A 24,497-nucleotide genomic window follows, 5' to 3' on the forward strand; every position below is an offset into this window, starting at 1 on the left:
CGCCGGGGCACGCTGGCCGAACACGTGCACCGGCACGGGCCGCTGCCGCCCGCGGAGGCCGCACGGGTGGCCGTTCAACTCGCCGCCGCCCTGGCCGCGGCGCACCGGTTGGAGGTCGTGCACCGCGACGTGCACCCGGCCAACGTGCTGGTCTCCGACCACGGTGGAGCCCTGCTCGCCGGCTTCGGCTCGTCGGACGAGGAGCCCGCCGGAGAACTGGTCGCGCGCGACCCGGCCACGGTGCAATTCACCGCGCCCGAGGTGCTGGACGGGGATCCGGCCGGTCCGGCCGCCGATCTGTACGCCTGGGCGGCCACCGTGTATCACCTGCTGACCGGGCGGCCCCCGTTCCCGGCCCAGCCGGGCGAGGGCTTCACGACGATCTACATCCGCATCGTCAGCCAGCAGGCGCCCGCCCTGTCCGCCGACGTGCCCGCCGTGCTGCGTGATCTGGTCGCGGCCGGGCTGGCCAAGGACGCCGCCGATCGCCCGGCCGACGCGGCCGCAGTGGCCGAGGCGTTGGTGCGAGCCGGTGCGGGCGCGGGCGACCCGGCCGTGCTCACCCAGCACACAGAGACTCCCGATGAGCGCGGCCTGATCCATCTGTTGCCCCGCCCGCGGCGTCGCTGAGGACTGCGGTTCCGCCGTTGCGCCGTACGGGTGGTCGGTACGGATAGGACCGTACCGGGTCGTCGGCGGGCAATTGCCGCGGAATTCATCGCAACCGTTGTGTCCGGTTCGGCGGCGAATACCGACGTTTTGCCGTACACCCTGACGGACGCGCTCCCTCACGCCTTTCGATTTCGCCGGCTAACGTCACCAATGCGTTCGGGGGAAGTAATTCGATCGCCTCATTCGAGCAAATAGAGGCGTCGCATTTCTTGGTCAGGAACGCACGGCGGCACCGGGCCTTGCGTGATCAGGGGGACAGCTCAATGCATCGGCGCAGGGTCTTGCAGGCGGGCGTACTCGCCGCCGCCGTCTCCGCCTCGGTGCTGATCGGCCCGGTGTCACAGGCCGCGCCCGGCGCGGTCGGCGCACAACGAGTGGGCCACGCCGCCCGGCTGCACACCGCCCGGCCGGCCAATGGCGCCCCGGTGCCCACCGGCGGCCTGTACGACGCGGGCGTGCCCACCGTGGCCGGCACCCCGAACCCGGCCCCTCAGCCGGCGCCGCCCGCGCCGGCGCCGGTCCCTTCCCCGCAGCCGACGCCCATGCCCACGCCCGGGCCGGCCGCGCCCGGCACCTCGGTTCCACCACCTGCCCCTGCACCTGCGCCGACGCCCGGCAACCCGGCCCCGGCGCCCAATCCCGCCCCGACTCCCACGCCCTCACCGGTGCCCACCCCGCCCCCGGCCGGTCCGGTGGTTCCGCCGCCACCGCCGCCCGCGCCCGGTCCGTCGCACAACATCACCGAACTGCTTGCGTTGACCAACCAGGACCGGCTGAACAACGGCTGCGCCGCGTTGACGCCCAACCCCGCCCTGATGCGTGCCGCCCTCGGCCACGCCCAGGACATGGCGCAACGGGACTACTTCTCGCACACCTCGCTGGACGGGCGCACCTACGACCAGCGCATCCGGCAGGCCGGCTTCGACGGCGACGACATCGGGGAGAACATCGCCTCGGGGTTCCCGGACGCCCGCGGCGTGCAGGATGCCTGGATGGACCACGCGGGCCACCGGCGCAACATCCTGGACTGCAACTTCAAATGGGTCGGCATGGCTTATGTGCCCAACGGCCAATACTGGGTCGTGGACTTCGGCGGCTGACCGGGAATTCCTGTCAAGGAATTCGTGGGGAATTCACGACTGGATTTCTTTCGGCGCTGCGGATTCGTCGTCGATTTTCGGGTGATCCCTTCGGTCAACCCGTTCGATCGCCTCGGCAGAGCGAACGCTCGTTCCTCGCTGCTCGCTCTCCTCTCGGCTCACTTCCGGGTATGCCCCCTTGGCCGGGCGACGCCGACGCACCGGAGCGGGCACGTCGGGCGCCATGCGTCGGGTGGTGACCAGAAAACCGGTGTGCCCGATCATGCGGTGGTCCGGGCGCACCGCCAGACCCTCCACGTGCCAGGTACGCACCAACGTCTCCCAGGCGGTCGGCTCGGTGAACAGCTTGCCCGCCCGCAGGTCCTCCACCAGCGTGGACAGCTGCGTGGTGGTGGCCACATAGCAGCACAGCACGCCGCCGGGCACAAGCACGTCGCTGACCGCGGGCAGGCACTCCCACGGCGCGAGCATGTCCAACACCACCCGGTCCACCTCGGCGTCGGCGGGGTTGCCGGGCAGCTGCTCGGCCAGGTCACCCTCGGTGAGCCACCAGGCCGGGTGCGGGCCGCCGAAGAAGCGCTCCACGTTCTTGCGGGCCACCACCGCGAACTCCGGGCGCCGCTCGTAGGAGGACACCCGCCCCGCGACGCCCACGGCACGCAGCAAGGAGCAGGTCAGCGCCCCGGACCCGGCCCCGGCCTCGACCACCCGAGCGCCGGGGTGGATGTCGGCCAGCCCGACGATCTGCGCGGCGTCCTTGGGATAGACGACGGTCGCGCCCCGCGGCATGGACAGCACGAAATCCGACAGCAGCGGGCGCAGCACGAGGAAGTCCTGCCCACCGTTGGTGCGGATCACCGTGCCCTCCGGCGCCCCGATCAGGTCGTCGTGCGCGAAGTTGCCCTTGTGCGAGTGGTAGGTCTTGCCGACCTGCAGGGTGATCGTGGAGTGCCGCCCCTTGGGGTCGGTGAGTTGGACGAGGTCCCCGGCCCGGAACGGGCCGCGGCGCGACACCTCGGGGCGCACGTCCTCGGACGCGGGCTCGTCGGTGCTGTGTTCTCCGAGGGTTCGCTCACTCACGGGCGGCCACCCTAGGGCGTCAGGTGCTCACCACGCGGCGCACGTCCGCGGTGGACAGCATGCCGAAGATCGACCCGTCCGACTCCAGCACCAGATATTCGGTGGCCGGGAAGGCATCCAGCCGACGCAGCAGGTCCTCCCCGCTCAGGCCGGCGTCCAGCACCAGGCCCGGCTCCAGCCGCCGGGACAGCGTGGCCACCGCCACCCAGGGCCGCCGGTTCTCCGGGGTGGCCGACACCGAGGCCTCGTTGACCAGGCCCACCGGACGGCCGGTGGAGTCGACCACGACCAGCCCGTACGCGCCGACCTCGGCGGCGCGGCGCAGCGCCTCGCCCAGCGGCAGGTCGGAGTCCACCGGGATGGCGCGGCGGGTCAGCCCGCGCACGGCGAGCTCCGGCAGCTTCTCCCGCAGTTGCGCCCCGCGCATGGCCGCGGTCGCCCCGACCCAGATGAATCCGGCCAGCAACGCTCCCCAGACCATGGAGAACGGTTGTGCCTTCCGATCCCCCCACGAGTCGATGAGCAGCGGCACGAAGAACACCACGACGGCGAGCCCTCGGCCCACCCAGCCGGCGGCCATGGTCGCGGTGTAGGTGCGCCCGGTGACCGCCCACAGCGTCGAGCGCAGCATCACTCCGCCGTCCAACGGCAGACCGGGCAGCAGGTTGAAGATGCCGACCACGATGTTCGCGTACATCAGCGCATCGAGTAGTTCCAGCGCGATGCGCAGGTGCACCGAGTCGTTGGGATCGGAGGCGGCCGATCCCCCGGTCAGCCCGCCGGGGTCCCCGCCGAGCGCATGGATGGCGGCCCAGGCGCCGATGCCGAGCGCGATGGACAGCGCTGGACCGGCCGCGGCGATGGCGAACTCCCGGCGCGGGCTGCGCGCCTGTCCGCCCATCTCGGTGACCCCGCCGAGCAGTTGCAGGGTGATCCGACGCACCGGCAAACCCATGCGCATGGCGGTCACCGCGTGACCGAGTTCGTGCACCAACACCGAGCCGTAGAGCAGCACCGCGTAGGCGAAGGAGACCGCGAAGCGCCCGGTGCCGATCTCCGGGATGTCGTAGCGGACGTTCGGCGCGAACATCACGGTAATCAGCAGTGCGACCACGGCCCAGGACGGGGTGACGTAGACCGGAACGCCCACCACCCGGCCCATCAGCCAGCCCGAGCCCCGTCGCGGGGCATCGTCGGCGGATGGACGGGCCGTGTCGGTCACCGCGCGTCCCCGCCTCTGCTCGTCCCTTGGTCCCGGCAGCGACGCCAGGGCTAATCCCCGATGGTATGGCGCCGCGCCGTCCGCTGCCCCGCGGCGCGACGCTCAGTCCGGCTCGGGCACCAAGTGCAACAGCGCGCTGCGCACACACATCAGCCCGGCGTGGTCGTCCAGGAAGCGGGCCACCACACGGCGGACCTCGGGGGTTCGGTAGTCCTCGATGACGATCCGACCGCCCTGCGTCAGCCGTGCCGCGACATCGGTCAAGCGGTCCACCGCGGGCCCGGTGAGGTAGACCAGCGCCGCCGAACCATCCGGCAGGGCGCCGTTGACCGGCACATCCACCCGCTCGGCACCGCCCGCGGCGCCGAGCACCACGGGTACGGCGACCGCGGCCGGGCCCAGCACCAGCAGCCGGCCGGGCACTCCAAGGACCGCGGCGGCCGCGTCGGCCAACTCCAGCAGTACCCGGGCGGACGGGGCGTCCGGGCCGCGGCGCAGCTGGTTGAGCGCGGTCCGAATCCCCTCGGGCACCTCATCGGTCTCGTAGAGCCGGTGCAGCGCCTCGGCCTCCGCCCGGGCGTCGGCCAGCTCCGCCCGCAATGGACCCAGCGAGGTGCGTATCTCCGCGCGTGCCGCGCGGAGCTTCCCGTTCGTCTTGCGCAGGCTGGACTGGACCTCAGCGAGCTGGTTGCGGGCCAGCTCCCGGGCCCGCCGGGCCCGCCGGACCTCGGCGGGGAAGGCACGGATCTGACGCAACGTGGTGCCCGGTTGCCGCCAGGCCTGCTGCCAATGCACCCTGCTCATCCTTCACACCGGGGATCAGAATCGGGCGCAGATTACCCGTGCCAGGTAAGCAGAATGCTCGCAAAACGCATCAAGACCTCCGCCATTCGGCGAGTCACCCGAAGACCTTCGGCCTGTTTTTCGCCGCCCGCGGAGCGCGATCGGCCCCACGCGCGTCGAATCGGCCACAAGTCCCTTCTATCTAGAGGTGTCAGGTTGTCGTCGTCTTTCTCCCCGGTCCGCCAGGTTGCGGCAGTCGCTGCCGGGTTCGTTGTGCTCGGCGCAGTTGCCATCGCCGCCTCGCCGGGCGGTGCGGAGGCGGCATCCACGCACGACAAGGTGGTCCAGAGTTACAACCAGATCTACGCCGGCCAGCAGCCGATGCTGGCTCCTTCGATGGACCGTTCGCACGTCCTTTTCACTGGGCTGCTGTCCGACCTCACGCTGGCCGCTGAGCCGGGCAACGAGGGCGCCTACATCAAGCTGGCCAAAAAGACCTGCGACGCGCTGCCCACCTGGGGTGCGCAGTCCGACCGGATCTCCCAGAACGTCGCAGCGCTGGTCGGGCACGACGTGGACGCCAACCAGCTGATCACCTTCGTGACCGCGTCGGCTCTCGCCTACTGCCCGGGCATGCAGCACTTCGCCACGGACTGAGGTCCCCACCGCACCAGACGTACTGATGCCCGTCGGACACGCCCCGACGGGCATCAGTCGCGTCCGCGGGGCCGAGCTTCCCTCCGCTCATTCATGAGCGCAGAGAGCACTGTCATACGCGAGTCGTCGAAATCACGCCCCCGGCGCCCCCGAAAATGACGGCCCACGTATGACAGTGGCGGTCCGGCGGGGGTAGAGGAACCGGGCTGGTCTGCCGACGAGGTGCGAGGGGTCATGGGTAAGGACGTCTCCACCGCGGAGTTCACGTCCGCGGATCGTCGCCGGTTCCGGGACAAACTGGCCCGCTGTCGGTCGGCGCTGGACCGCATGCTGGCCGAGGGCATGTTCCAGGAGGCCGGGTCGAAGGTCGGCATGGAACTCGAGCTGTACCTGGTAGACGCCGCCTTCGAGCCCAGCCTGAACAACGCCGACGTGCTGGCGGCGATCGACGACCCGCGTTGGCAGAGCGAGTTGGGCAAGTTCAACATCGAGCTGAACACCGACCCCCGCACACCGGCCGGAGACGGCTTCGCCGAGTTCCGCACCGAACTTGTGCAGAGCCTGGAGCACGCCGAGGCGATGGCGCAGCGGTTGGACACCCATCTGGTGATGGTGGGCATCCTGCCCACACTGCGCGAGGAACACATCGGACCGGCGGCGCTGTCGGAGTCCACGCGCTACGCCGCGCTCAATGACCAGCTCCTGGCCGCGCGCGGTGAGGAGTTCCGCATCGTCATCGACGGGACGGACCGGCTGGTGATGTCCGCCGACACCGTGGCCCACGAGGCTGCCTGCACCTCCGCGCAGTTCCACGTGCAGACCGAGCCCGCGGCCTTCGCCGATTGCTGGAACGCCGCGCAGGCCGTGGCGGCGGTACAGGTAGCGGTGGGCGCCAACTCCCCGCTGCTCTACGGGCATCGGCTGTGGGCGGAGACCCGGGTGCCGTTGTTCGAGCAGGCGGTGGATCCACGCCCGCCGGAGTTGAGGGTGCAGGGGGTGCGGCCGCGGGTGTGGTTCGGCGAACGCTGGATCGACTCGGTCGACGACCTGTTCGAGGAGAACACCCGCTACTTCCCGCCGCTGCTGCCGATCTGTGCTGACGAGGACCCGCTGGCAGCGCTCGACGCCGGCGGGGTCCCGTCGCTGTCCGAACTCACCCTGCACAACGGCACCGTCTACCGGTGGAACCGCCCGGTGTACTCCGTCGAGGACGACGTGGCGCACCTGCGGGTGGAGAACCGGGTGTTGCCCGCCGGGCCGACGGTCGCCGACACCGTGGCCAACGGCGCATTTTTCTTCGGCCTGGTGCGCGGGCTGACCGGGCACCGCGGCCGGGTGTGGGCGGACCTGGACTTTGACGCCGCCCGGGCCAATTTCCGAGTCGCGGCGCGGCACGGGCTGGACGCGACGCTCACCTGGCCCGGACTCGGCGAGGTGCCCGCGGTCGACCTGGTGCGGCACACGCTGTTGCCCATCGCCGCGGCCGGCCTGGACGACTGGGGCGTCTCCCCCGCCGAACGGGACGCCACCCTGGGCATCATCGAGGGCCGCTGCACCCACCGCCGCAACGGCGCCTCCTGGCAGCAGGATTTCCTCGCCGCACGGGAGAACGCCGGGCTCGATCGCGAGCAGGCGCTGCACGAACTGACCCAGCGTTACCACCAGTACATGCATGCAGGCGAACCCGTGCATACGTGGCCCCTGCCCTGAGGCGGATATTGCGGTGCCCCGCTGCCGGCGAGGTGGTTGGATCGCAACGGTGACCATCTCATTGCTTCCGGACGCCGGACTCGATGATCCGGTCCGGTACGCCCTGAGGGGCCCTCAGCACGCCCTCGGCGTGCACGCCGAGCACTGCGCCGCCTTCCGCGCCGACGTCGGACCGTTCGCGTTTCTGGACGACCCCGCCGACCCCGAGCACTGGGCGGCGTTGCGGGCATTGCTGCCCGATCGCACGGTCATCGTGCTCGACGTCCCCGACGGGCAGGTCCCCGCCGACTGGACGGTGCTGCGCCGGATCGTCGGCCGGCAGCTGGTCGACCCCGTCAGGCGGCAACTCGACGACCCCGAACTGGTCGAACTCGGCGAGGCCGATGGACCGCAGATGCTCGACCTGGTCAACCGCACCCAACCCGGCCCCTTCGCCGAGCGCACCATCGCCTTCGGCGGCTACCTCGGCCTGCGCGGTCCCGGCGGCGACCTGCGCGCGATGGCCGGGCGTCGGATGTGGTCCGGCAACGCCATCGAGATCAGCGCCGTCTGCGCCGACCCCGCGCACCGCGGCCAGGGCCTGGCCCGGCGCGTGGTGCACGCGGTATCCGCCGGCATCCAGGCGGACGGCGCGACGCCCTACCTGCACGTCGCGGACGCCAACACCCCGGCCCTGGGGCTGTACCACGCGATGGGCTTCGTCCTCCGCCGCGAGGTGCACTTCGTGGTGCTGACCCCCGCCGGCTAAGGCGTGACCGCGTTCAGGTGCAACGCGATCACTTCGGCTGCACCTTCGACGTCGAGACCGTGGCGCACGAGGCCGCCTGCACCTCCGCGCAGTTCCACGTGCAGACCGAGCCCGCGGCCTTCGCCGATTGCTGGAACGCCGCGCAGGCCGTGGCGGCGGTGCAGGTTGCGGTGGGCGCCAACTCCCCGCTGCTCTATGGGCATCGGCTGTGGGCGGAGACCCGGGTGCCGTTGTTCGAGCAGGCGGTGGATCCGCGCCCGCCGGAGTTGAGGGTGCAGGGGGTGCGGCCGCGGGTGTGGTTCGGCGAGCGCTGGATCGACTCGGTCTACGACCTGTTCCGAGGAGAACGCCCGTTACTTCCCGCCGCTGCCGATCTGTGGTGACGAGGATCCGTTGGCGGCGCTCGAGGCCAGCGGTTACATGGACCGCGCTCTGAGCGACCTCCGCCGCCGGGGCTACCCGGTGCTCGCGCAGGACGTCCCCCGGCTGTCTCCGGTTCGTGCGCCACCACATCGGCATCGACGGGCACTACAGCTTCCACCTACCCGAACTGGGAGGTACCCCATCGACCGCTGCGGGACCCCGACACTCCAGACGATGACGAGTGAGCCAGGAACGCCTGGGCGGAGCTGGTCTTAGCCGACGCAGAACTCATTGCCGTCGGGATCGAGCACGACCGTCCAGCTCCGCCCGTTGCGCTCCAGGTGCTCGCCGCGGCGGAGGGTTGAAGACGGCTCGTACGGCGGCTTCATCGCCTTCGATCTCGACCAGCCCACGGGTGTCGTCAAGGCCGAGCACACCCGCTGCCAGCCCGAGAACGATCGGGGCGTCAGCGCGCACGACGGCGTCAAGATCGCGACCATCATGCGGGCTCACCTCTGTGCCCGAGCGTGTCATCCGAACCTGGACCAGCACGCCATCGACCGCGATCCCCACCGTCGATGACCGGCGTGCGGCTGCCTTGCCAGTGAGTAGGACTGAGAGAGGCAGGACGAGCCATTCGGCGCGGAAGTGGTCGCCGCCTGGCCCGCGCGTCATGAGCGGCGTGGACCAGCGGATGAGGCCCTCGACCGGCTCCCGCAGCTCGGCGCCCCATGGGGTGAGCGCGTAGACGATGGCGTTGCCCTCCTCCGCCAGCCGTCGCTCGATGACTCCGGCGGTCTCCAGGTCGCGGAGCCGGTCGGCGAGCAGGTTGGTGGCCACACCGGGGAGCCCTTCGAACAGCTCGCGGTAGCGCGCGGGAGCCATCAGCAGCTGGCGGACGATCAGCAGGTTCCACCGGTCGCCCACGACATCGAGCGCCCGGGCGAGACCGCAGTAGTGGCCGTAGTTTCGACTCATCCCAGTCACTTTACAATCTCAAGCACGCCTGACAACATCTAGTAGAGCTGGCCGGAACGAAGGGCAGTGATGGCAGACACGGGAAGACCTGCGTGGGTCGACGACGAGCTGTTCCCATTCGAGAGCCGCTTCGTCGATATCGGCGGGCACACGGTGCACTACGTGGACGAAGGATCGGGGCCGACGCTGCTGTTTCTGCACGGCAACCCGACCTGGTCGTTCGACTATCGCGACGTGGTCCGCGCGCTGCGGGACGAGTTCCGCTGCGTCGCGCTGGACTACCCCGGCTTCGGGCTGTCCTCGGCTGGGCCGGGCTACCGGTATCTCCCCGAGGAGCATGCCGCCGTGGTCGTGGATTTCCTTGACCACCTGGGCCTATCGGACGTCACCCTCGTTGCACACGACTGGGGAGGCCCGATCGGCTTGTACGCGGTCGAGCAGCGACCGGACACGTTCGAACGCCTCGTCCTGGCCAACACCTGGGCGTGGCCCCTCAACGGCGACCTGGTCGTCGAACTGGCCTCCCGCCTCATGGGTGGACCGATCGGGCGCGAGCTGATCCGGCGGTTCAACCTGTTCGTCAACGCGATGATCCCCGTCGGGCACCGGCTGCGAAAGCCGACCCCCGATGAGATGGCGCATTACCGGAACGCCCTCGCCACCCACAGCCGGCGCGAGGCATCGGCCGTATTCCCCCGGCGCATCACCGCCAGCCGCGACTTTCTCGCCGGTATCGAGGCCGGGCTCGCAGACCTCGCGGCACTCCCGACGCTCATCGTGTGGGGCGACGCCGACTTCGCCTTCCGAGCCAAGGAACGACAGCGATGGGAGCAGATCTTCGCCGACCACCGCACCGTGATCATCGAAGGCGCCGGCCACTTCGTGCAGTCCGACGCGCCCGAGGAGTTCGCGGCGGCGATCCGTGGCTGGTGGTCGGCACCGGACGGGCGGCGAACATCTCCGGCTCGCGAGGACATCCGGCGCAAAACGCCAAGGCAACCGTAGTGGCTTACGACGTACACCTCGCCGACCGTGTCCGGGAGCCGCTGGTGGACGGCTCGCCGGTGACCGAACAGAGGATGTTCGGAGGACTCGCCTTCCTCGTCGCCGGCAAGATCGCAGTAGCGGCAAGCAGCCAAGGTGGCCTTTTGGTGCGGGTCGATCCGGCACGCACCTACCATCTCCTCGCCACCACCAACGCGCGGCCGATGGAGATGAGAATCCGAGCGATCCAGGGCTGGCTACACATCGACGGCGACGACCTGCGCACCAAGCGCCAACTGGCCGAATGGATCGCCGTCGGGACAACCACCGCGAGAAACACGCCCGCCACGGGAGCGAATCGATGACCAGCACCCGCCCAGATCCCCGTCCCAGACCCTGATGCCCAGAAGGGCGCTGACATGGCCCCAGCCGCGACGCACAGCGGTGCACCCGACACCATGGCCCGGGCTCGCGCCGCGTTGCGCGACGTCGTCCCCAGCCTCGTCACACTTGTGAGCTGCATCCCTGACGCCAACTCAGCGTCGGTCGGTACCTGGACGGTGGGCGACGTCGCGGCTCACCTGTCCCATTCTTTTCGCGCCGACACCGACGCCATCGCCGGAAGGCCAGTCCCGGAAACCGTTGTGACGAAAGCGGGCATAGCCGAGGCCACCGCGAAGCTGCTGGCCGAGGACAGTGAACGGGACCCAGCTGCACTCGCGGCCCGCATCGGCACACTCGCAGGCGAGTTCGACGACGTCGCGTCGCGTTCGCAATCAGCGACCGTCGATTGGCTTCAAGGTACCCGCCTGCCGGTTTCGGCGGTGGCTTGTCACCTGCTGAACGAGTGCCTCATCCACGGCCATGACATCGCCACAGCCACCGGGCGACCGTGGCCGATACAGCGCCACCATGCCCTCCTCGCGATCGAGGCCTTCGTGCTTCCACTGATCGCGGCCCTGCCGCCCACCGCTTTCCTGAACCAAGAGAAGGCCGGATCCTTCCGAGCTCGCATCGAGCTGCGCCTACGCGGAGGCCAACGAACGGTAATGGTCTTCGACCGCGGTTCGCTGACGCTCGACACGGGGCGCGCACCTGAAGTTGACGCCCACATCTCCGCCGACCCCCAGGCCTTCCAGCTGCTATTCATCGGCCGCCAAGGAATATGGAAACCAATTCTCGAAGGGAAGCTCACCGCGTGGGGACTGCGTCCCTGGAAGCTCCCCCGCATGCTCACCGTAATGAGCCCCCCGTAAGCCGTTCGACCACCGACCCGGCACGAAGCGCGCGCGATCGTCCACTGACCGAGGGGTGCACAACCCGGCAAGAGTCGGGTATCACCGACCGCTCGTACGCCGGGCGGCCGGGTCGCGCTCGGCCTGCCATCTGCCCAAGGCCCCCGCCGAGACGCGTGCGTACTTGGCCAGTGACGACTTGCACGTCGCGGACGCCGACACCCCGGCGTTGGAGCTCTACCGGTCGATGGGGTTCGTGGTCCGCCGCGAAGTGCACTTCGTGGTGCTGACGCGCTAAGCGTTGAAGTACTTCGCCTCGGGGTGGTGCACGATCAGGGCGTCGGTGGACTGCTCCGGGTGCAGCTGTAGCTCCTCGGACAGCGTGACGCCGATCCGGTCGGGCTTGAGCAGCTCGACGAGCTTGATGCGGTCCTCCAGGTCCGGGCAGGCCGGGTAGCCGAAGGAGTAGCGCGAGCCGCGGTAGCCCTGCTTGAGCATCGTGTTCAGGTCGCCGTCCTCGTCGCCGAAGCTGAGCTCCTCACGCACCCGCGCGTGCCACATCTCGGCCAGCGCCTCGGTCAGCTGCACGGACAATCCGTGCAGCTCGACGTAATCGCGGTAGGAGTTGGCGGCGAACAGTTCCTTGGTCACCTCCGCGATCCGGCCGCCCATGGTCACCAACTGGAAAGCAACCACGTCGATCTCGCCGGACTCCTTGGGCCGGAAGAAATCCGCCAGGCACAGGTGCCGGTCGCGGCGCTGCCGCGGGAAGGAGAACCGTAGGCGCTCGGTGCCCGGCTCTCCCCCGGACCCCTCGGAGTGCGCCACCACCAGGTCATCGCCCTCGGACCAGCACGGGAAATAGCCGTAGATGACCGCGGCCTCGAGCATGTTCTCGGTGAGCACCCGGTCCAGCCACATGCGCAGCCGCGGGTGTCCCTCCGTTTCCACCAGTTCTTGGTAGCCGGGGCCGTCGTCGCGGCCACGCGTGGGCTTGAGTCCCCACTGGCCGAGGAACAGCGCCCGCTCATCGATCCACGAGGCGTAGTCGGCCAACTGGATGCCGCGCACGATGCGCTCACCCCAGAACGGCGGGACCGGCACCTTGTTGTCGGCGGCCACGTCCGAACGCGCGGGCATGTCCTCCGGCGCGGTCTCGATCAGTTTGGCCGCGCCGGTCACCCGACGCTTGCGCAGCGGCGGCAACTCCGCGCCGGGTACGCCGCGCTTGACGGCCATGAACGCGTCCATCAGGCGCAGACCCTCGAACGCGTCGCGGGCATAGCGCACCTGGCCGGGGAACTGACCGGCCAGGTCCTCCTCGACGTAGGCCCGGGTCAACGCCGCACCGCCGAGCAGAATCGGCCATCGGTCAGACAACTGACGACTCGTCAGTTCTTCCAGATTCTCCTTCATGATCACCGTGGACTTCACCAGCAGCCCGGACATGCCGACCACGTCGGCCCGGTGCTCCTCGGCGGCCTCGACGATCGCCGCGATCGGCTGCTTGATGCCGATGTTGACCACGGAGTAACCGTTGTTGCTCAGGATGATGTCGACGAGGTTCTTACCGATGTCGTGCACGTCGCCCTTGACCGTGGCCAGCACGACGGTGCCCTTACCGGATTCCTCGCCCTCGACCTTTTCCATGTGCGGTTCGAGGTGGGCCACTGCGGTCTTCATCACCTCGGCGGACTGCAGCACGAACGGCAGCTGCATCTGCCCCGAGCCGAACAGCTCACCGACTGTCTTCATGCCGGACAGCAACGTCTCGTTGATGATCTCCAGCGCCGGACGCTCGCGCAGCGCCAGATCGAGGTCGTCCTCCAGACCCTTGCGGGCGCCGTCGACGACCCGGCGCTCCAGCCGCGCGAACAGCGGTAGCCCGAGCAGTTCGGACTCCTTCTCCGCGGCCATCGACTTGGAGTCCACGCCCTCGAACAGTTCGAGGAACTTCTGCAGCGGGTCGTAGGCCGAGGTGTCCGCGGTCGCCGGGCGACGCCGGTCGTAGATGAGGTCCAGCGCGGTGTTGCGCTGTTCCTCGTCCAATCGCGCCATCGGCAGGATCTTCGACGCGTGCACGATCGCGGAGTCCAGCCCGGCCTTCTGAGCCTCATTCAGATAGACCGAGTTGAGCACCATGCGCGCCGCCGGGTTCAGCCCGAAGGAGATGTTCGACAGGCCCAGCGTGGTCTGCACCGTGGGATAGCGCTGCTTGAGCAGCCGGATCCCCTCGATGGTTTCCTCGCCGTCCTTGCGCGATTCCTCCAGCCCGGCGCCGATGGTGAACGCCAGGCAATCCACGAAGATGTCCTCGACCCGCATGCCCCACTTCGCCACCAGGTCGTCGATGGTGCGCGAGGCGATCTCGACCTTGCGTTCGGCCGTGCGGGCCTGGCCCTGCTCGTCGATGCACATGACCACGACGCCGGTGCCGTGCTCCTGGACCAGCGGCATGATCCGGGCGAAGCGGGACTCCGGGCCGTCGCCGTCCTCGAAGTTGACCGAGTTGATGATCACCCGGCCGCCGATGCACTCCAGGCCGGCCTGCAGCACCGCGGGCTCCGTGGAGTCCAGCACCAGCGGCAGCGTGGAGGCCGTGGCGAAGCGCCCGGCCAGTTCCTTCATGTCCGCGACGCCGTCGCGGCCGACGTAGTCCACGCACAGGTCGAGCAGGTGCGCGCCGTCGCGGGTCTGGGCGCGGGCGATGTCCACGCAGTCGTCCCAACGGCCCTCGAGCATCGCCTCGCGGAACGCCTTGGACCCGTTGGCGTTGGTGCGCTCACCGATAGAGAGGTACGCGGTGTCCTGCTTGAACGGCACCGTCGTGTAGAGCGATGCGACGCCGGGCTCGGGCCGCGGCTTGCGCTTGCCCTTCTCGGCCGCGCGGACCCGCTCGACCAGCACGCGCAGGTGCTCCGGCGTGGTGCCGCAGCAGCCGCCGACCAGGGACAGCCCGTAATCCCGGATGAAGCCGACGTGCGCGTCGGCAAGCTCATCGGGTCCCAGCGGGTAGTGCGCGCCGTTCGGCCCGAGCACGGGCAGTCCCGCGTTCGGCATGGCGGACACCCCGATCCGGGAGTGCTTGGAGAGGTAGCGCAGGTGTTCGCTCATCTCGGCCGGGCCGGTGGCGCAGTTCAGCCCGATCAGCTCGATGCCCAGCGGTTCCAGCGCGGTCAGCGCGGCGCCGATCTCCGAGCCGAGCAGCATGGTCCCGGTGGTCTCCACGGTCACCTGGGCGAACACCGGCAGGTCCACGCCCATGGCCTGCAGTGCGCGCCGCGCGCCGAGGATGGATGCCTTGGTCTGCAGCAGGTCCTGGCTGGTCTCCACCAGCACCGCGTCGATGCCGCCGGCGACCATGCCCTCGGTCTGCTGCTGGTAGGCATCGCGGAGCTTCGCGTAGGGCGCGTGGCCCAGCGTGGGCAGCTTGGTGCCCGGACCCATCGAGCCGAGCACCCAACGCTGCTGCCCGGTCTGCTCGGTCCAGTGCTCGGCCGCCTCCCGGGCGATCCGCGCGCCGGCCTCGGCCAGTTCACCGATGCGTTCTGGTATGTCGTACTCACCGAGATTCGCGAGATTGGCACCGAAGGTGTTCGTCTCCACCGCGTCGACGCCGACCTCCAGATAGGCGTCGTGCACCGAGCGGACCACGTCGGGCCGGGTCACGTTGAGGATCTCGTTGCAGCCCTCGTAGCCCTGGAAATCCTCCAGGTGAAGGTCGTGGGCTTGCAGCATGGTGCCCATGGCGCCGTCTGCGACGACAACTCGCTCGACCAGGGCCTGGCGCAGGGCGGCAACGGAGGGCTTCATTGGAGTCCTAGCTTAACTAACCCGGTCGGGTAGGTTCGCCGGACAAACGCTGCCGCGGAGGAGGTGCAGGTCAGGGTGATCACGTTCGACGGGGTCGATTCGCTCACCGAGCCGATCCTGCTGGCCTCCTTTGAGGGTTGGAACGATGCGGCGGAATCCGCCTCCGGCGCGCTGGGCCACCTGTCCAACGTCTGGCAGGCGGAGTTGATCGGCGAACTCGACCCGGACGATTACTACGACTTCCAGGTCAACCGGCCCCAGATCAGCGCCGAAAACCCTGGTCAGAGCCTTTCCCGGATCACCTGGCCGACCACTCGCTTCTACCGGGCGCGGCCGAACGGGCGCGATGTGCTGCTGATGCGCGGTGTGGAACCCAACATGCGGTGGCGGGGCTTCTGTGAGGAGCTGATCGGGGCCTGCCGCGACCTGAAGGTGACCACGGTGGTGACCCTGGCCGCGCTGCTGGGTGACGCGCCCCACACCCGTCCGGTGCCGGTGCGCGGTACCTCGGTGGATGTGCTGCTCCGCGAGCGGCTGGGCGTGGAGCCGTCCACCTATGAGGGACCGACGGGCATCGTCGGGGTGTTCCAGGACGCCTGTCACCGAGCCGGGTTGCCCGCGGCGTCGTTCTGGGCCGCGGTGCCGTATTACGTGGCGCAGCCGCCCTGCCCGAAGGCGACGCTGGCCTTGCTGCAACGGGTCGAGGATGTGCTCGACCTGGCCATCCCCCTGCTGGACCTGCCCGCGGAGGCGCGGATGTGGCAGGAGGGCGTGGACGAGATGGCCGGGGAGGACAGCGAGGTCGCCGAGTACGTGCGCTCGCTGGAGGAGGCCAAGGACACCGCGGAGTTGCCGGAGGCCTCCGGTGAAGCCATCGCCAAGGAGTTCGAGCGCTACCTGCGTCGCCGCGACGAAGGTCCGGGCGGCGAGACCCGCTCCTGATCACCTCTCGACCCGCACAACTTCGGGCCGCCAGGGCACGTATCAAGGGGCGCTGATACGTGCCTGGACGGCCCGAAGATGCGCGTGGTGCTACTGGCTCAGGTCGGCGAAGACGATGACGTCGGAGTCATCGCCGGTCGGTGCGACCAGGCGCAGTTGCGGGGTCTTGCTGGGGCCGTAAACGTCATCGGCCGGGACGTCGGCGAGCGCGTAGGTCTTCACCGACTTGACCACGAAGGTCACCTTGCTGCCGCCGTCGGTCTCGACGACGATCTGGTCCCCGGCCTTGGAGTCGCCCAGGTTGGCGAACACGTCATCGGCGCCGGTCGCGTCCAGCCGGTGCCCGAGGATCACCGCGCGGCCAACTGTGCCGGGCTTCGGACCCGCCGCGTACCAGCCGGCCTGCCCGTAATCCGGGGTGTCCAGCGCACCGGTGCTCGCGTCGGTGGACAACGGCTCGATCGCCGCATCGATGTGCAACCGAGCCATCTCCAGATGGGTCGGCGTCTTGTTGTTCGGGTCCACCGGCGTGATCGAACTCGCCGCCGGCGTCGTGTCGCTCCACGGCCAGCTGTGCAGACCGCCCCACCACAGCAACGGCAGCGCCGAGGCCGCGGCCAAGAGGTAATGAAGAGCCTTCCACCAGTTGCGGTGATTCGGCCCGACCAGTTCTTCCTCGTGCTCCGGTGCGCGCACCGGCTCAATCGTCTTCACCATGCTCCCCCGATGAATTCGCGGCGCCCCGCGGCCCCGGCGGCCCCCGCCGCCCCGGTCACAGCCACGCCCCCCAACACAATCAATGCCAGCGCCGCCGCACCCAGACCGGCCTTACCGGCCGCAGTCTGCGGTAACAGCGACGCCACGTTGCGCACGGCCGCCGATGCGCCACCCACCCCGGAGTGGTGCGACGAACCGTCGGTCGACGGGACGTTCATCAACCCCGGCGGCTTCGGCGCGGTCCAGGTGGACCCGGTCCGCGCAACCGTCCCCGTGCTCTTGTGGTGACCGGACGGGGTCGGGCCGGGCTTGCCCGGCGACGACCCCGAACCGGTCGATCCCGCTGCGGGCGCCCCCGAGCCCAACAGCGGCAGCGAGTCCACAACGCCCCCCAGCGTTGGTCCGAGCAACGGCAGGCCGGAGACGATCTGGGCCAGGCTCGGTGACTCATCGCCTGCGTCGGCCGAGGCCGGCGCGGACGTTTGGAGTCCGAGAGTGTCGGTCAGCCCGTGCAGCAGCTGACCGAGACCGAGTACATCGGCCTGCGGCTCAGCCGTGGGCACGGTGGCCGCGGACGCCGAACCGGCACCCACCACCCCCAACACCGCGACCGAGGCAACCACGATTGCCGCCCGACCCGGGTGGATAGCCACCCGGCGCGGTCGAGCATGACGTGCTGCCATTTCTGCCACCTCCGAACCACACGGTTCTCGAACGCCTTGAGAATGCCGGCTGGAATAGCGCAGAACAGGGTCGGCGACGAACTCGTTCTCAACTCCGGACTCCACGCGCGAGCAAAACAACGGATCATCCGTCGCGTTCTTTGGCCCCGACGCGAATAGCCCAAGCCGCCCTTCGGGGGTGGATGGGACTTCTCTGCCCGGCGGGCCGGCCCGCTCCGGATTCCCTCAATCCCCTTGCTGAGCTGGAAAAACGCCGGGGCGGACAACGCTGTGGCAGCCGCCCGGCGGCGGGATGTCGGGTGCGTCGGATTCGCCGCGATGACCGGGAGCGCACGACATTTTCCGCCGCGATCATCCGCCATGAAATCCTAAAGTCGCCGGCCCGTAGAACCGAAAGACTGGCCGTTCGTATGATGCCCGACTCATACGATTGGCAAGCGCGAAATAGTCCACCCGGATAGGTGACAAATCGGAATTGCCACCCGCCGTGAGAGAATTTCTACAACGCGATCCCGAGTAGGCCGTCGACCGCACGCGAGATCACGCCGGGCGCCGCCGGATCGGCACCGCCCGAGGCAGCCCGCGACGCCCAGTCGTCGATCGCGGCCAGCGCGCTGGGGGCGTCCAGGTCCGTGGCCAGCGCGCCGCGGATCGCGGCCAGGGTGTCCTCCGCGACAGGCCCATCGGGACGGGACACCGCGGCCCGCCAAGCGTCCAGCCGCGCCTGCGCCGCGGTCAGGTCCGCGTCGGTGTACTCCCAGTCCGAGGCGTAGTGGTGCGCCAACAACGCCAATCGGATCGCGGCGGGCTGCACGCCGGCCCGACGCAGGCCGGAGACGAACACCAGGTTGCCCCGCGACTTGGACATCTTCTCGCCCTGGTAGCCGACCATGCCGGCGTGCATGAACACCCGGACGAACTCCTCGTTCCCGTTGTGCACGTGCGCGTGCGCGGCGCCCATCTCGTGGTGCGGGAACACCAGATCGCGCCCACCCCCCATGACATCGACAACCGGACCCAACCGGTCCAACGCGATCGCCGTGCACTCCACATGCCAGCCGGGCCGACCGGAACCCGCCGGGGAGTCCCAGCTGGGCTCGTTCGGGCGGGCGGCCCGCCACAGCAGCGCATCCAGCGGATCCTTCTTGCCCGCCCGGTCCGGGTCCCCACCGCGTTCGGCGAACAGCGCGAGCATTTCCTCGCGGTTCAGTCCGGACACCGCGCCGAACGCCGGGTCGGTGCTCACCGGGAAGTACAGGTCACCGTCCAGGTCATAGGCCGCATCGCGGGCGGCCAGTTCGGCGATGAACCGTCCGATCAGCGGGATCGCCTCCACCGCGCCCACGTAGTGGTCCGGGGGCAGCACCCGCAACGCGGTCATGTCCTCGCGGAACAGTTCGATCTCCCGGCGCGCCAACGCCCGCCAGTCCTCGCCGGTGGCGTTGGCGCGCTCCAGCAGTGGGTCATCCACGTCGGTGACGTTCTGCACATAGCGGACCTCGACGCCGCTGTCCCGCAGCGCCCGGCCGAGCAGATCGAAGGCCACGTAGGTATTGGCGTGGCCCAGGTGGGTGGCGTCGTAGGGAGTGATCCCGCATACGTAGATGCGCGCGACCGGCCCGACGGCGGCGGGCTCGAGTTCGCCGGTGGCGGTGTTGCGCACCAACACCGCCGACCCGGTGCCGGGCAGCCGCGGAAGTGCCGTGGTCGGCCAGGCTTGCATGGTCTCAACCCTAGGTGGCCCGGGCCCCGCCCCGGTCCGGGGCTTCGGTCAGAACGGGGGCCAGGGCACCGTGGGCCAACCGTCGTCCCGTGGGATCGGGTGCACGCCACGGCGCAGCAATCGGGCGATACGTCGCCGGGTCGCGCTGACCTCGTCGGTGGCCAACAACTCCCCGAGCGCGGGCGCCAGCTCGTCCGACCAGTCGGCGATCAGGCCGGCCAGCACGTCGACCACGTCCTCCGGCAAGGGACTGCCCGCCCAACCCCACAGCAACGTGCGCAACTTGTCCGGCACCGCGAAGCACAACCCGTGGTCGATGCCGTGCAGCGCGCCGTCCGGAGTGGGCAACACATGACCGCCCTTGCGGTCGGCGTTGTTCACCACCACGTCGAACACCGCCATGCGCCGCAGCCGCGGGTCGTCGCTGCGCACGAGTGCGATCCGGTCGCAGCGTTGGTCGACCTCCACCCACAGCTGGCACATGCCCGGGCCCCAGGGTCCCTCACGCATCACCGTCGGCGGCACCACGTCCCAACCGGTGGCCGCGGACACCCGGTAGGCGGCCACCTCGCGCGCGGCCAACGTCCCGTCCGGGAAGTCCCACAACGGCCGCTCACCGGCGATCGGTTTGTGCACGCAGGCGGCGGTCACCCCGTCCAGGCTCACCGCACAGTAGAGGGTCGCGTTGGACGCGTCGACCAGCCGACCGACCACCTCGAGTTCACCGTGGGAGAGCAGGGCCAGCGCACCGGGCAGACCGATCTGGCTGACCGCCACTGTTGGTACTGCCGCGACCTCCTCCGGCTGACTCAACGCCGGTGGCCGTTCTGCCGCGGGCAGATATGACCGCCGGCATCCACCGGCAGGCCGCAGAACGGGCACGGCGGGCGGCCCGCGGACACCACCGACGCGGCGCGCCGGGCGAAGTCGCGGGCCATCTCAGCCGTCAGTCGTACGCGCAACACATCCGGCCCGTCGAGGTCGGTGTCCTCCTCCTCGATCGCCGGCGCGGAGCCCGCCTCGCCGTCCTCACCGGGTGCCTGGGCGACGATCACCAACCGGTCAACCCGGGGATCCCAGCCCAACGCGAGCGTTGCGACGCGGAAATCCTCCTCGATGGGGAGCTCGAGCGGATCGAGGTCGGATATCACGGGGACAGCGGTGGGCACCGCCTCCGGGGCGATCCTGCGCACCTCATCCAGCACTCGGTCGACCTGTTCGGCCAGCAACAGCACCTGCTGCTTCTCCAGGGCGACGCTGGTCAGCCGTCCAGCGGCGCTGGCCTGCAAGAAGAACGTGCGCTGGCCGGGCTCGCCCACCGTCCCGGCCACGAACCGATCCGGCGGGTCGTAGAGGAACACCTGCCTGGACATATGGGGAAGCCTACGACTTCGGTCCGGCCCCGCCGCCGACCACGGCATCCCCACGGGCGCTACGCCCCCGGCCCGCGGGGGGCCGGTAGGCGGCGGCGTCCCCGCCGGTGTCGTTGACCTTGAGCAGGAACGGTCGGCTCTCGGTGTAACGGATCGCGGTGACCGAACCCGGGTCGATCACGATGCGTTGGAAGAGATCCAGGTGCATGCCCAACGCGTCGGCCACCACGGCCTTGATCAGGTCCCCGTGGCTGCAGGCCACCCAGACCGCGGCCGAGCCGTGTTCGGCGCTCAGGCGCTGGTCCCACTCGCGGATGGCGTCCACCGCCCGAGCGGCCATTGCGGCCATGGACTCCCCGCCGGGGAACGCCACCGCGCTGGGGTGGGTCTGCACCACCTTCCAGACCTTCTCCTTCATCAACTCCTTGATGCTGCGCCCGGTCCAGTCGCCGTAGTCGCACTCGGCCAGTCGCTTCTCCTTCCTTACCCGCCCGCCGGTGGCCGCGAGCAACGGCGCGACGGTCTCCAGGCACCGCTGCAGCGGGCTGGACACGACCGCGGCCAACGGCAGCCTGGCCAGCCGTTCGGCCACCGCCGCGGCTTGCTCGCGACCCTTGTCGTCCAAGCCGATGCCGGGGGTGCGCCCGGCCAACACTCCGGAGGTGTTGGCCGTCGACCGGCCGTGTCGGACCAGCAGGACGGTGGCCACTGGAATACTTCCCCTCACCCTCGCCCGGGCAGGCGCGCCGACACGACCTGCGCTGCCGGGCTCGACGCCCGACGCCGCTTAGCCTTGCCATCATGGAAGCAGCCTCGGATTCGATCGCCGGCGGGGGCATGGTGCATCGCCGGGTGGGCCGCAGCGGTCTGAGCGTTTCCCGTCTCGGGCTGGGCACGTCGAGTTGGGGTTCGGTAACCGACGCCGCCGACGCCGCGGACGTGCTCACCACGTTCGCCGAGGCCGGCGGCACGCTGATCGACACCGCCCCGCATTACGGCGAGGGCCATGCCGAGGAACTGCTCGGCAGCCTGCTGCGCAAGACCGTGCGTCGCGACGAGATGGTCGTGGCCACCAAGGCCGGCCTCGGTCTGCGCGGACCGGATTTGGTGGTGGACACCTCCCGGCGCGCACTGCTGGACACCCTCGACCTGTCGCTGGCCCGGTTGGACACCGACCACGTGGACCTTTGGCAGGTGCACGTGTTCGACCCGGCCGCGCCGCTGGACGAGACGCTCTCCGCGTTGGACCACGCCCTGGCCTCCGGGCGCACCCGTTACGTCGGGGTGTCCAACCACGCGGGCTGGCAGCTGGCCCGCACCGCGACGCTGCAGGAGAGCTCGCCGGCGCACGCCCGGATCGTGTCCGACCAGGTGGAGTACTCCCTGCTGCATCGCGGCGCGGAGGCCGAGGTGCTGCCCGCGGCGGCGGCGTTGGGTGTCGGCGTGCTGGCCTGGGCGCCGCTTGCCGGTGGCGTGCTGACCGGCAAGTACCGCCGCGGGACGCCGATCGATTCCCGCGCGGGCCGCTCGGACGCCGTGGACCGCTACTTGACGGCGAACGGGCGCCGGGTGGTGGACGCCCTGGTGACGGCGGCCAAGGGATTGGGCGCGACGCCGCTGGAGGTCGCGCTGGCCTGGGTGCGTGACCACCCCGGCATCAGCTCGGCCATCGTCGGTGCCCGCAGCACCGCGCAGCTGGGTGAACTACTGACCGCGGAGAAGCTGACGCTGCCCGCGGAGATCCGCACTGCACTGGACGACATCTCCGCGATCTAGTGCGGCGCCGCCCAGCGCACCGGCACGTCGAACCGGCACAGCACGTCATCCGGGTCCGCCTCGCCGAACGCGTTCTCCATCCAGGTTGCGTCGTCGCCGACCGCGTCGAACGTGGGCAGCACCCAGGTGGTCGCACCGTGCCAACGCAGACCCACCGCCACGCCGGCGTCCGGGTCGCCCAACGCGCTGTGCCCCCGATCCGCGGCGAGCATGGCCAGCGCCTCGGCGGGGGATCCCGCCTCCTCGTTGGTCGCCAGGTTCAGCGCCTTCGGGTCGGTGATCGTGAAGTCCCATCGGGCCAACACGGAGAACCGACGTGGGTCGAGGTCCACATCCTCATCCGCGGATTCCGGTGCCCGGTCCGGCAACTCGAACGGGGTCACCTCATCGTGCTCGCGATACAGCGCGTCGTCATAGGCGGCGGCCGCCGCGCGCACTGCGCGGTAGGCCGCGGTCACCGCCGGGTCGTTTTCCGAGGCTCGCGCCCCAACCGCAGCCCAGTGCTGTTCCAGCGCCTCGACGAACCCGTTGAGTGCGCTGCGGGCAACGCCGTTCTCTTCGGTAGACATGAAATCTGATGTCCCGTCAGCAGGTGGCCAGGAAGCGGTCGAGCACCCGCACCCCGAAATGCAGGGCATCGATCGGCACTCGTTCGTCGACGCCGTGGAACATGGCTGCGAAGTCCAACTCCGGGGCCAGCCGCAGCGGAGCGAAGCCGAAGCAGCGCATGCCCAGCCGGGAGAACGATTTGGCGTCGGTGCCGCCGCTCATCGCGTATGGGATCGCCCGCGAGCCGGGGTCCTCGGCCTGCAGCGCGGCGACCATGGCGTCCACCAACGCCCCGTCGAAGGTCGTCTCCATCGCGATGTCGGTGTGGATCATCTCCCGGCGCACCCGGTCGCCGATCAGCTCGTCGATGGTGGCGAAGAACTCGTCCTCGTAGCCGGGCAGGAATCGCCCGTCCACCACGGCGTGCGCCTCGGTCGGAATCACGTTGGCCTTGTAGCCGGCCTGCAGCATGGTGGGGTTCGCGGTGTTGCGCAGCGTCGCGCCGATCAGCCGCGACATGGTGCCCAATTTGGACACGGTGGCGTCCAGGTCGTCGGGGTCCAGTGGCACCCCGAGGGCATCGGCGATCTCGTCGAGGAAGGCCCGCACGGTCTTGGTCATCCGGATCGGGAAGGTGTGGTTGCCGATCGCGGTGACCGCCTCGGCCAGCGCGGTCACCGCGTTGTCCTCGGCGACCATCGAGCCGTGTCCGGCCCGCCCGGCCGCGACCAGTCGCATCCAGGCCATGCCCTTCTGCGCGGTCTCGATGGCGTAGAGCCGCTTGCCGCCGACGGTGATGGAGAAACCACCGACCTCGCTGATCGCCTCCGTGCAGCCCTCGAACAACTCGGGGCGGTTGTCCACCAGGTAGCGAGCGCCCTTGGCGCCGCCGGCCTCCTCATCGGCGACAAAGGCCAGCACGATGTCCCGCGGCGGCACGCGGCCCTCGGTGCGCCAGGCGCGGATGGTGGACAGGATCATCGCGTCCATGTCCTTCATGTCCACCGCGCCGCGGCCCCAGATGCAGTTCTCGGCGATCTCGGCGGCAAAGGGTGGGCGGGACCACTCCTCGGCGAACGCCGGCACCACGTCGAGGTGACCGTGGATCAGCAGGGCGCCACGGGAGGAATCGGCGCCCTCGATGCGGGAAACCACACTGGCCCGGCCGGGGTCGGACTCGATGATCTCGCCGTCCAACCCGACCTCGGCGAGCTTGCCCGCAACGAACTCGGCGATGCGCCGCTCCCCCGGCCCGGAGGAGTCACCGAAGTTGACCGACTCGATGCGGATCAGGTCCCGGCACAGGTCGACGACCTCGGCCGCGGCCTTCTCAGCCGTGCTGCTGGGGTCCGGATTACCGCTGTCCACACGCTCTCCTCGCAGGCTTCG

At 69.8% G+C, this 24,497-nt stretch carries 24 protein-coding genes; 11 read left to right on the top strand and 13 right to left on the bottom strand.

Features of this window, described 5'->3' with window-relative positions; translation table 11 throughout:
* Positions 1 to 630, top strand: a 630-nt coding sequence (locus VGJ14_12320) for a protein kinase (GenBank protein HEY2833203.1), incomplete at its 5' end; no start/stop codon positions are given.
* A gap of 305 nt (positions 631 to 935) precedes the next feature.
* Complete coding sequence (locus VGJ14_12325; protein ID HEY2833204.1) at positions 936 to 1,772, top strand: CAP domain-containing protein; 837 nt, start codon at positions 936 to 938, stop codon at positions 1,770 to 1,772.
* Positions 1,773 to 1,805: 33 nt separating this feature from the next.
* Here VGJ14_12325 and VGJ14_12330 read toward each other — a convergent pair whose 3' ends face one another.
* The 3 genes from VGJ14_12330 to VGJ14_12340 all read right to left on the bottom strand — a co-directional run bounded on the left by VGJ14_12330 (position 1,806) and on the right by VGJ14_12340 (position 4,878).
* Positions 1,806 to 2,852, bottom strand: a complete 1,047-nt coding sequence (locus tag VGJ14_12330) for a tRNA (adenine-N1)-methyltransferase (protein ID HEY2833205.1) — start codon at positions 2,850 to 2,852, stop codon at positions 1,806 to 1,808.
* 19 nt (positions 2,853 to 2,871) lie between these two features.
* Positions 2,872 to 4,074 carry a site-2 protease family protein gene (locus tag VGJ14_12335; GenBank protein ID HEY2833206.1) on the bottom strand — a complete coding sequence of 401 codons (1,203 nt, stop codon included), beginning with the start codon at positions 4,072 to 4,074 and terminating at the stop codon, positions 2,872 to 2,874.
* A 102-nt stretch (positions 4,075 to 4,176) separates the two neighbouring features.
* A complete protein-coding gene (locus VGJ14_12340) occupies positions 4,177 to 4,878 on the bottom strand; it encodes a hypothetical protein (protein HEY2833207.1) in 702 nt (233 codons plus the stop codon).
* Between the two features lie 195 nt (positions 4,879 to 5,073).
* Between VGJ14_12340 and VGJ14_12345 the strand changes: the two genes are divergently transcribed.
* The 4 genes from VGJ14_12345 (at position 5,074) to VGJ14_12360 (ending at position 8,355) form a co-directional block, all read left to right on the top strand.
* The gene (locus VGJ14_12345) at positions 5,074 to 5,514 is read left to right on the top strand and encodes a DUF732 domain-containing protein (GenBank protein ID HEY2833208.1); all 441 of its coding nucleotides are present in this window, start codon (positions 5,074 to 5,076) and stop codon (positions 5,512 to 5,514) included.
* 234 nt (positions 5,515 to 5,748) lie between these two features.
* Positions 5,749 to 7,224: a glutamate--cysteine ligase gene (locus tag VGJ14_12350; GenBank protein ID HEY2833209.1), complete on the top strand. Its 1,476-nt coding sequence runs from the start codon at positions 5,749 to 5,751 to the stop codon at positions 7,222 to 7,224.
* A gap of 49 nt (positions 7,225 to 7,273) precedes the next feature.
* A complete protein-coding gene (locus VGJ14_12355) occupies positions 7,274 to 7,972 on the top strand; it encodes a GNAT family N-acetyltransferase (GenBank protein ID HEY2833210.1) in 699 nt (232 codons plus the stop codon).
* A gap of 17 nt (positions 7,973 to 7,989) precedes the next feature.
* On the top strand, positions 7,990 to 8,355 hold the full coding sequence (locus VGJ14_12360; protein ID HEY2833211.1) for a hypothetical protein: 366 nt from the start codon (positions 7,990 to 7,992) through the stop codon (positions 8,353 to 8,355).
* A 268-nt stretch (positions 8,356 to 8,623) separates the two neighbouring features.
* Here VGJ14_12360 and VGJ14_12365 read toward each other — a convergent pair whose 3' ends face one another.
* A complete protein-coding gene (locus VGJ14_12365; protein HEY2833212.1) occupies positions 8,624 to 9,313 on the bottom strand; it encodes a helix-turn-helix domain-containing protein in 690 nt (229 codons plus the stop codon).
* A gap of 69 nt (positions 9,314 to 9,382) precedes the next feature.
* On the opposite strand from VGJ14_12365, the gene VGJ14_12370 reads away from it, so the two are divergent.
* Genes VGJ14_12370 through VGJ14_12380 form a run of 3 tightly spaced genes read left to right on the top strand, consistent with a single transcriptional unit; the run spans position 9,383 to position 11,553 of the window.
* Complete coding sequence (locus VGJ14_12370; GenBank protein HEY2833213.1) at positions 9,383 to 10,318, top strand: alpha/beta fold hydrolase; 936 nt, start codon at positions 9,383 to 9,385, stop codon at positions 10,316 to 10,318.
* Positions 10,318 to 10,662, top strand: coding sequence for a TfoX/Sxy family protein (locus tag VGJ14_12375; GenBank protein ID HEY2833214.1), 345 nt, complete (start codon positions 10,318 to 10,320; stop codon positions 10,660 to 10,662). Before VGJ14_12370 ends, VGJ14_12375 begins: the two co-directional genes overlap by 1 nt.
* 54 nt (positions 10,663 to 10,716) lie before the next feature.
* Positions 10,717 to 11,553, top strand: a complete 837-nt coding sequence (locus VGJ14_12380) for a maleylpyruvate isomerase N-terminal domain-containing protein (GenBank protein ID HEY2833215.1) — start codon at positions 10,717 to 10,719, stop codon at positions 11,551 to 11,553.
* 273 nt (positions 11,554 to 11,826) lie between these two features.
* Here VGJ14_12380 and metH read toward each other — a convergent pair whose 3' ends face one another.
* Positions 11,827 to 15,345 carry a methionine synthase gene (gene metH / locus VGJ14_12385; protein HEY2833216.1) on the bottom strand — a complete coding sequence of 1,173 codons (3,519 nt, stop codon included), beginning with the start codon at positions 15,343 to 15,345 and terminating at the stop codon, positions 11,827 to 11,829.
* A 75-nt stretch (positions 15,346 to 15,420) separates the two neighbouring features.
* Here metH and VGJ14_12390 point away from each other — a divergent pair, with 75 nt between their 5' ends.
* On the top strand, positions 15,421 to 16,287 hold the full coding sequence (locus VGJ14_12390; protein HEY2833217.1) for a PAC2 family protein: 867 nt from the start codon (positions 15,421 to 15,423) through the stop codon (positions 16,285 to 16,287).
* Between the two features lie 90 nt (positions 16,288 to 16,377).
* Here the strand turns inward: VGJ14_12390 and VGJ14_12395 are convergent, their stop codons facing one another.
* The 6 genes from VGJ14_12395 to VGJ14_12420 all read right to left on the bottom strand — a co-directional run bounded on the left by VGJ14_12395 (position 16,378) and on the right by VGJ14_12420 (position 21,492).
* Positions 16,378 to 17,001: a class F sortase gene (locus tag VGJ14_12395; protein HEY2833218.1), complete on the bottom strand. Its 624-nt coding sequence runs from the start codon at positions 16,999 to 17,001 to the stop codon at positions 16,378 to 16,380.
* Positions 16,998 to 17,687 carry a hypothetical protein gene (locus VGJ14_12400; GenBank protein ID HEY2833219.1) on the bottom strand — a complete coding sequence of 230 codons (690 nt, stop codon included), beginning with the start codon at positions 17,685 to 17,687 and terminating at the stop codon, positions 16,998 to 17,000. Before VGJ14_12400 ends, VGJ14_12395 begins: the two co-directional genes overlap by 4 nt.
* Before the next feature lie 499 nt (positions 17,688 to 18,186).
* Complete coding sequence (mshC, locus tag VGJ14_12405) at positions 18,187 to 19,410, bottom strand: cysteine--1-D-myo-inosityl 2-amino-2-deoxy-alpha-D-glucopyranoside ligase (GenBank protein ID HEY2833220.1); 1,224 nt, start codon at positions 19,408 to 19,410, stop codon at positions 18,187 to 18,189.
* 48 nt (positions 19,411 to 19,458) lie between these two features.
* Entirely contained in the window at positions 19,459 to 20,223 is a 765-nt protein-coding gene (locus VGJ14_12410) for an SCO1664 family protein (protein HEY2833221.1), read from the bottom strand.
* A complete protein-coding gene (locus tag VGJ14_12415; protein HEY2833222.1) occupies positions 20,220 to 20,783 on the bottom strand; it encodes a DUF3090 domain-containing protein in 564 nt (187 codons plus the stop codon). The genes VGJ14_12410 and VGJ14_12415 overlap by 4 nt, the downstream gene beginning before the upstream one ends.
* A 10-nt stretch (positions 20,784 to 20,793) precedes the next feature.
* Positions 20,794 to 21,492, bottom strand: coding sequence for a histidine phosphatase family protein (locus VGJ14_12420; protein ID HEY2833223.1), 699 nt, complete (start codon positions 21,490 to 21,492; stop codon positions 20,794 to 20,796).
* Positions 21,493 to 21,584: 92 nt separating this feature from the next.
* Here VGJ14_12420 and VGJ14_12425 point away from each other — a divergent pair, with 92 nt between their 5' ends.
* Positions 21,585 to 22,559, top strand: coding sequence for an aldo/keto reductase (locus VGJ14_12425; GenBank protein HEY2833224.1), 975 nt, complete (start codon positions 21,585 to 21,587; stop codon positions 22,557 to 22,559).
* Here VGJ14_12425 and VGJ14_12430 read toward each other — a convergent pair.
* Positions 22,556 to 23,128, bottom strand: coding sequence for a hypothetical protein (locus VGJ14_12430; GenBank protein HEY2833225.1), 573 nt, complete (start codon positions 23,126 to 23,128; stop codon positions 22,556 to 22,558). The genes VGJ14_12425 and VGJ14_12430 overlap by 4 nt on opposite strands.
* A 16-nt stretch (positions 23,129 to 23,144) precedes the next feature.
* Positions 23,145 to 24,476, bottom strand: coding sequence for a M20/M25/M40 family metallo-hydrolase (locus tag VGJ14_12435; protein ID HEY2833226.1), 1,332 nt, complete (start codon positions 24,474 to 24,476; stop codon positions 23,145 to 23,147).
* Positions 24,477 to 24,497: the final 21 nt, after the last annotated feature.

The organism is Sporichthyaceae bacterium, assembly GCA_036493475.1.
GTDB lineage: Bacteria > Actinomycetota > Actinomycetes > Sporichthyales > Sporichthyaceae > DASQPJ01.

What these genes read in the sequence shown, in the direction of transcription:
- VGJ14_12400 (HEY2833219.1), bottom strand. Translation starts at nt 17,687, where the DNA reads ATGGCAGCACGTCATGCTCGACCGCGCCGGGTGGCTATCCACCCGGGT.
- VGJ14_12365 (HEY2833212.1), bottom strand. Translation starts at nt 9,313, where the DNA reads ATGAGTCGAAACTACGGCCACTACTGCGGTCTCGCCCGGGCGCTCGAT.
- VGJ14_12430 (HEY2833225.1), bottom strand. Translation starts at nt 23,128, where the DNA reads ATGTCTACCGAAGAGAACGGCGTTGCCCGCAGCGCACTCAACGGGTTC.
- VGJ14_12380 (HEY2833215.1), top strand. Translation starts at nt 10,717, where the DNA reads ATGGCCCCAGCCGCGACGCACAGCGGTGCACCCGACACCATGGCCCGG.
- VGJ14_12425 (HEY2833224.1), top strand. Translation starts at nt 21,585, where the DNA reads ATGGAAGCAGCCTCGGATTCGATCGCCGGCGGGGGCATGGTGCATCGC.
- VGJ14_12350 (HEY2833209.1), top strand. Translation starts at nt 5,749, where the DNA reads ATGGGTAAGGACGTCTCCACCGCGGAGTTCACGTCCGCGGATCGTCGC.
- VGJ14_12340 (HEY2833207.1), bottom strand. Translation starts at nt 4,878, where the DNA reads ATGAGCAGGGTGCATTGGCAGCAGGCCTGGCGGCAACCGGGCACCACG.
- metH (HEY2833216.1), bottom strand. Translation starts at nt 15,345, where the DNA reads ATGAAGCCCTCCGTTGCCGCCCTGCGCCAGGCCCTGGTCGAGCGAGTT.
- mshC (HEY2833220.1), bottom strand. Translation starts at nt 19,410, where the DNA reads ATGCAAGCCTGGCCGACCACGGCACTTCCGCGGCTGCCCGGCACCGGG.
- VGJ14_12370 (HEY2833213.1), top strand. Translation starts at nt 9,383, where the DNA reads ATGGCAGACACGGGAAGACCTGCGTGGGTCGACGACGAGCTGTTCCCA.
- VGJ14_12415 (HEY2833222.1), bottom strand. Translation starts at nt 20,783, where the DNA reads ATGTCCAGGCAGGTGTTCCTCTACGACCCGCCGGATCGGTTCGTGGCC.
- VGJ14_12325 (HEY2833204.1), top strand. Translation starts at nt 936, where the DNA reads ATGCATCGGCGCAGGGTCTTGCAGGCGGGCGTACTCGCCGCCGCCGTC.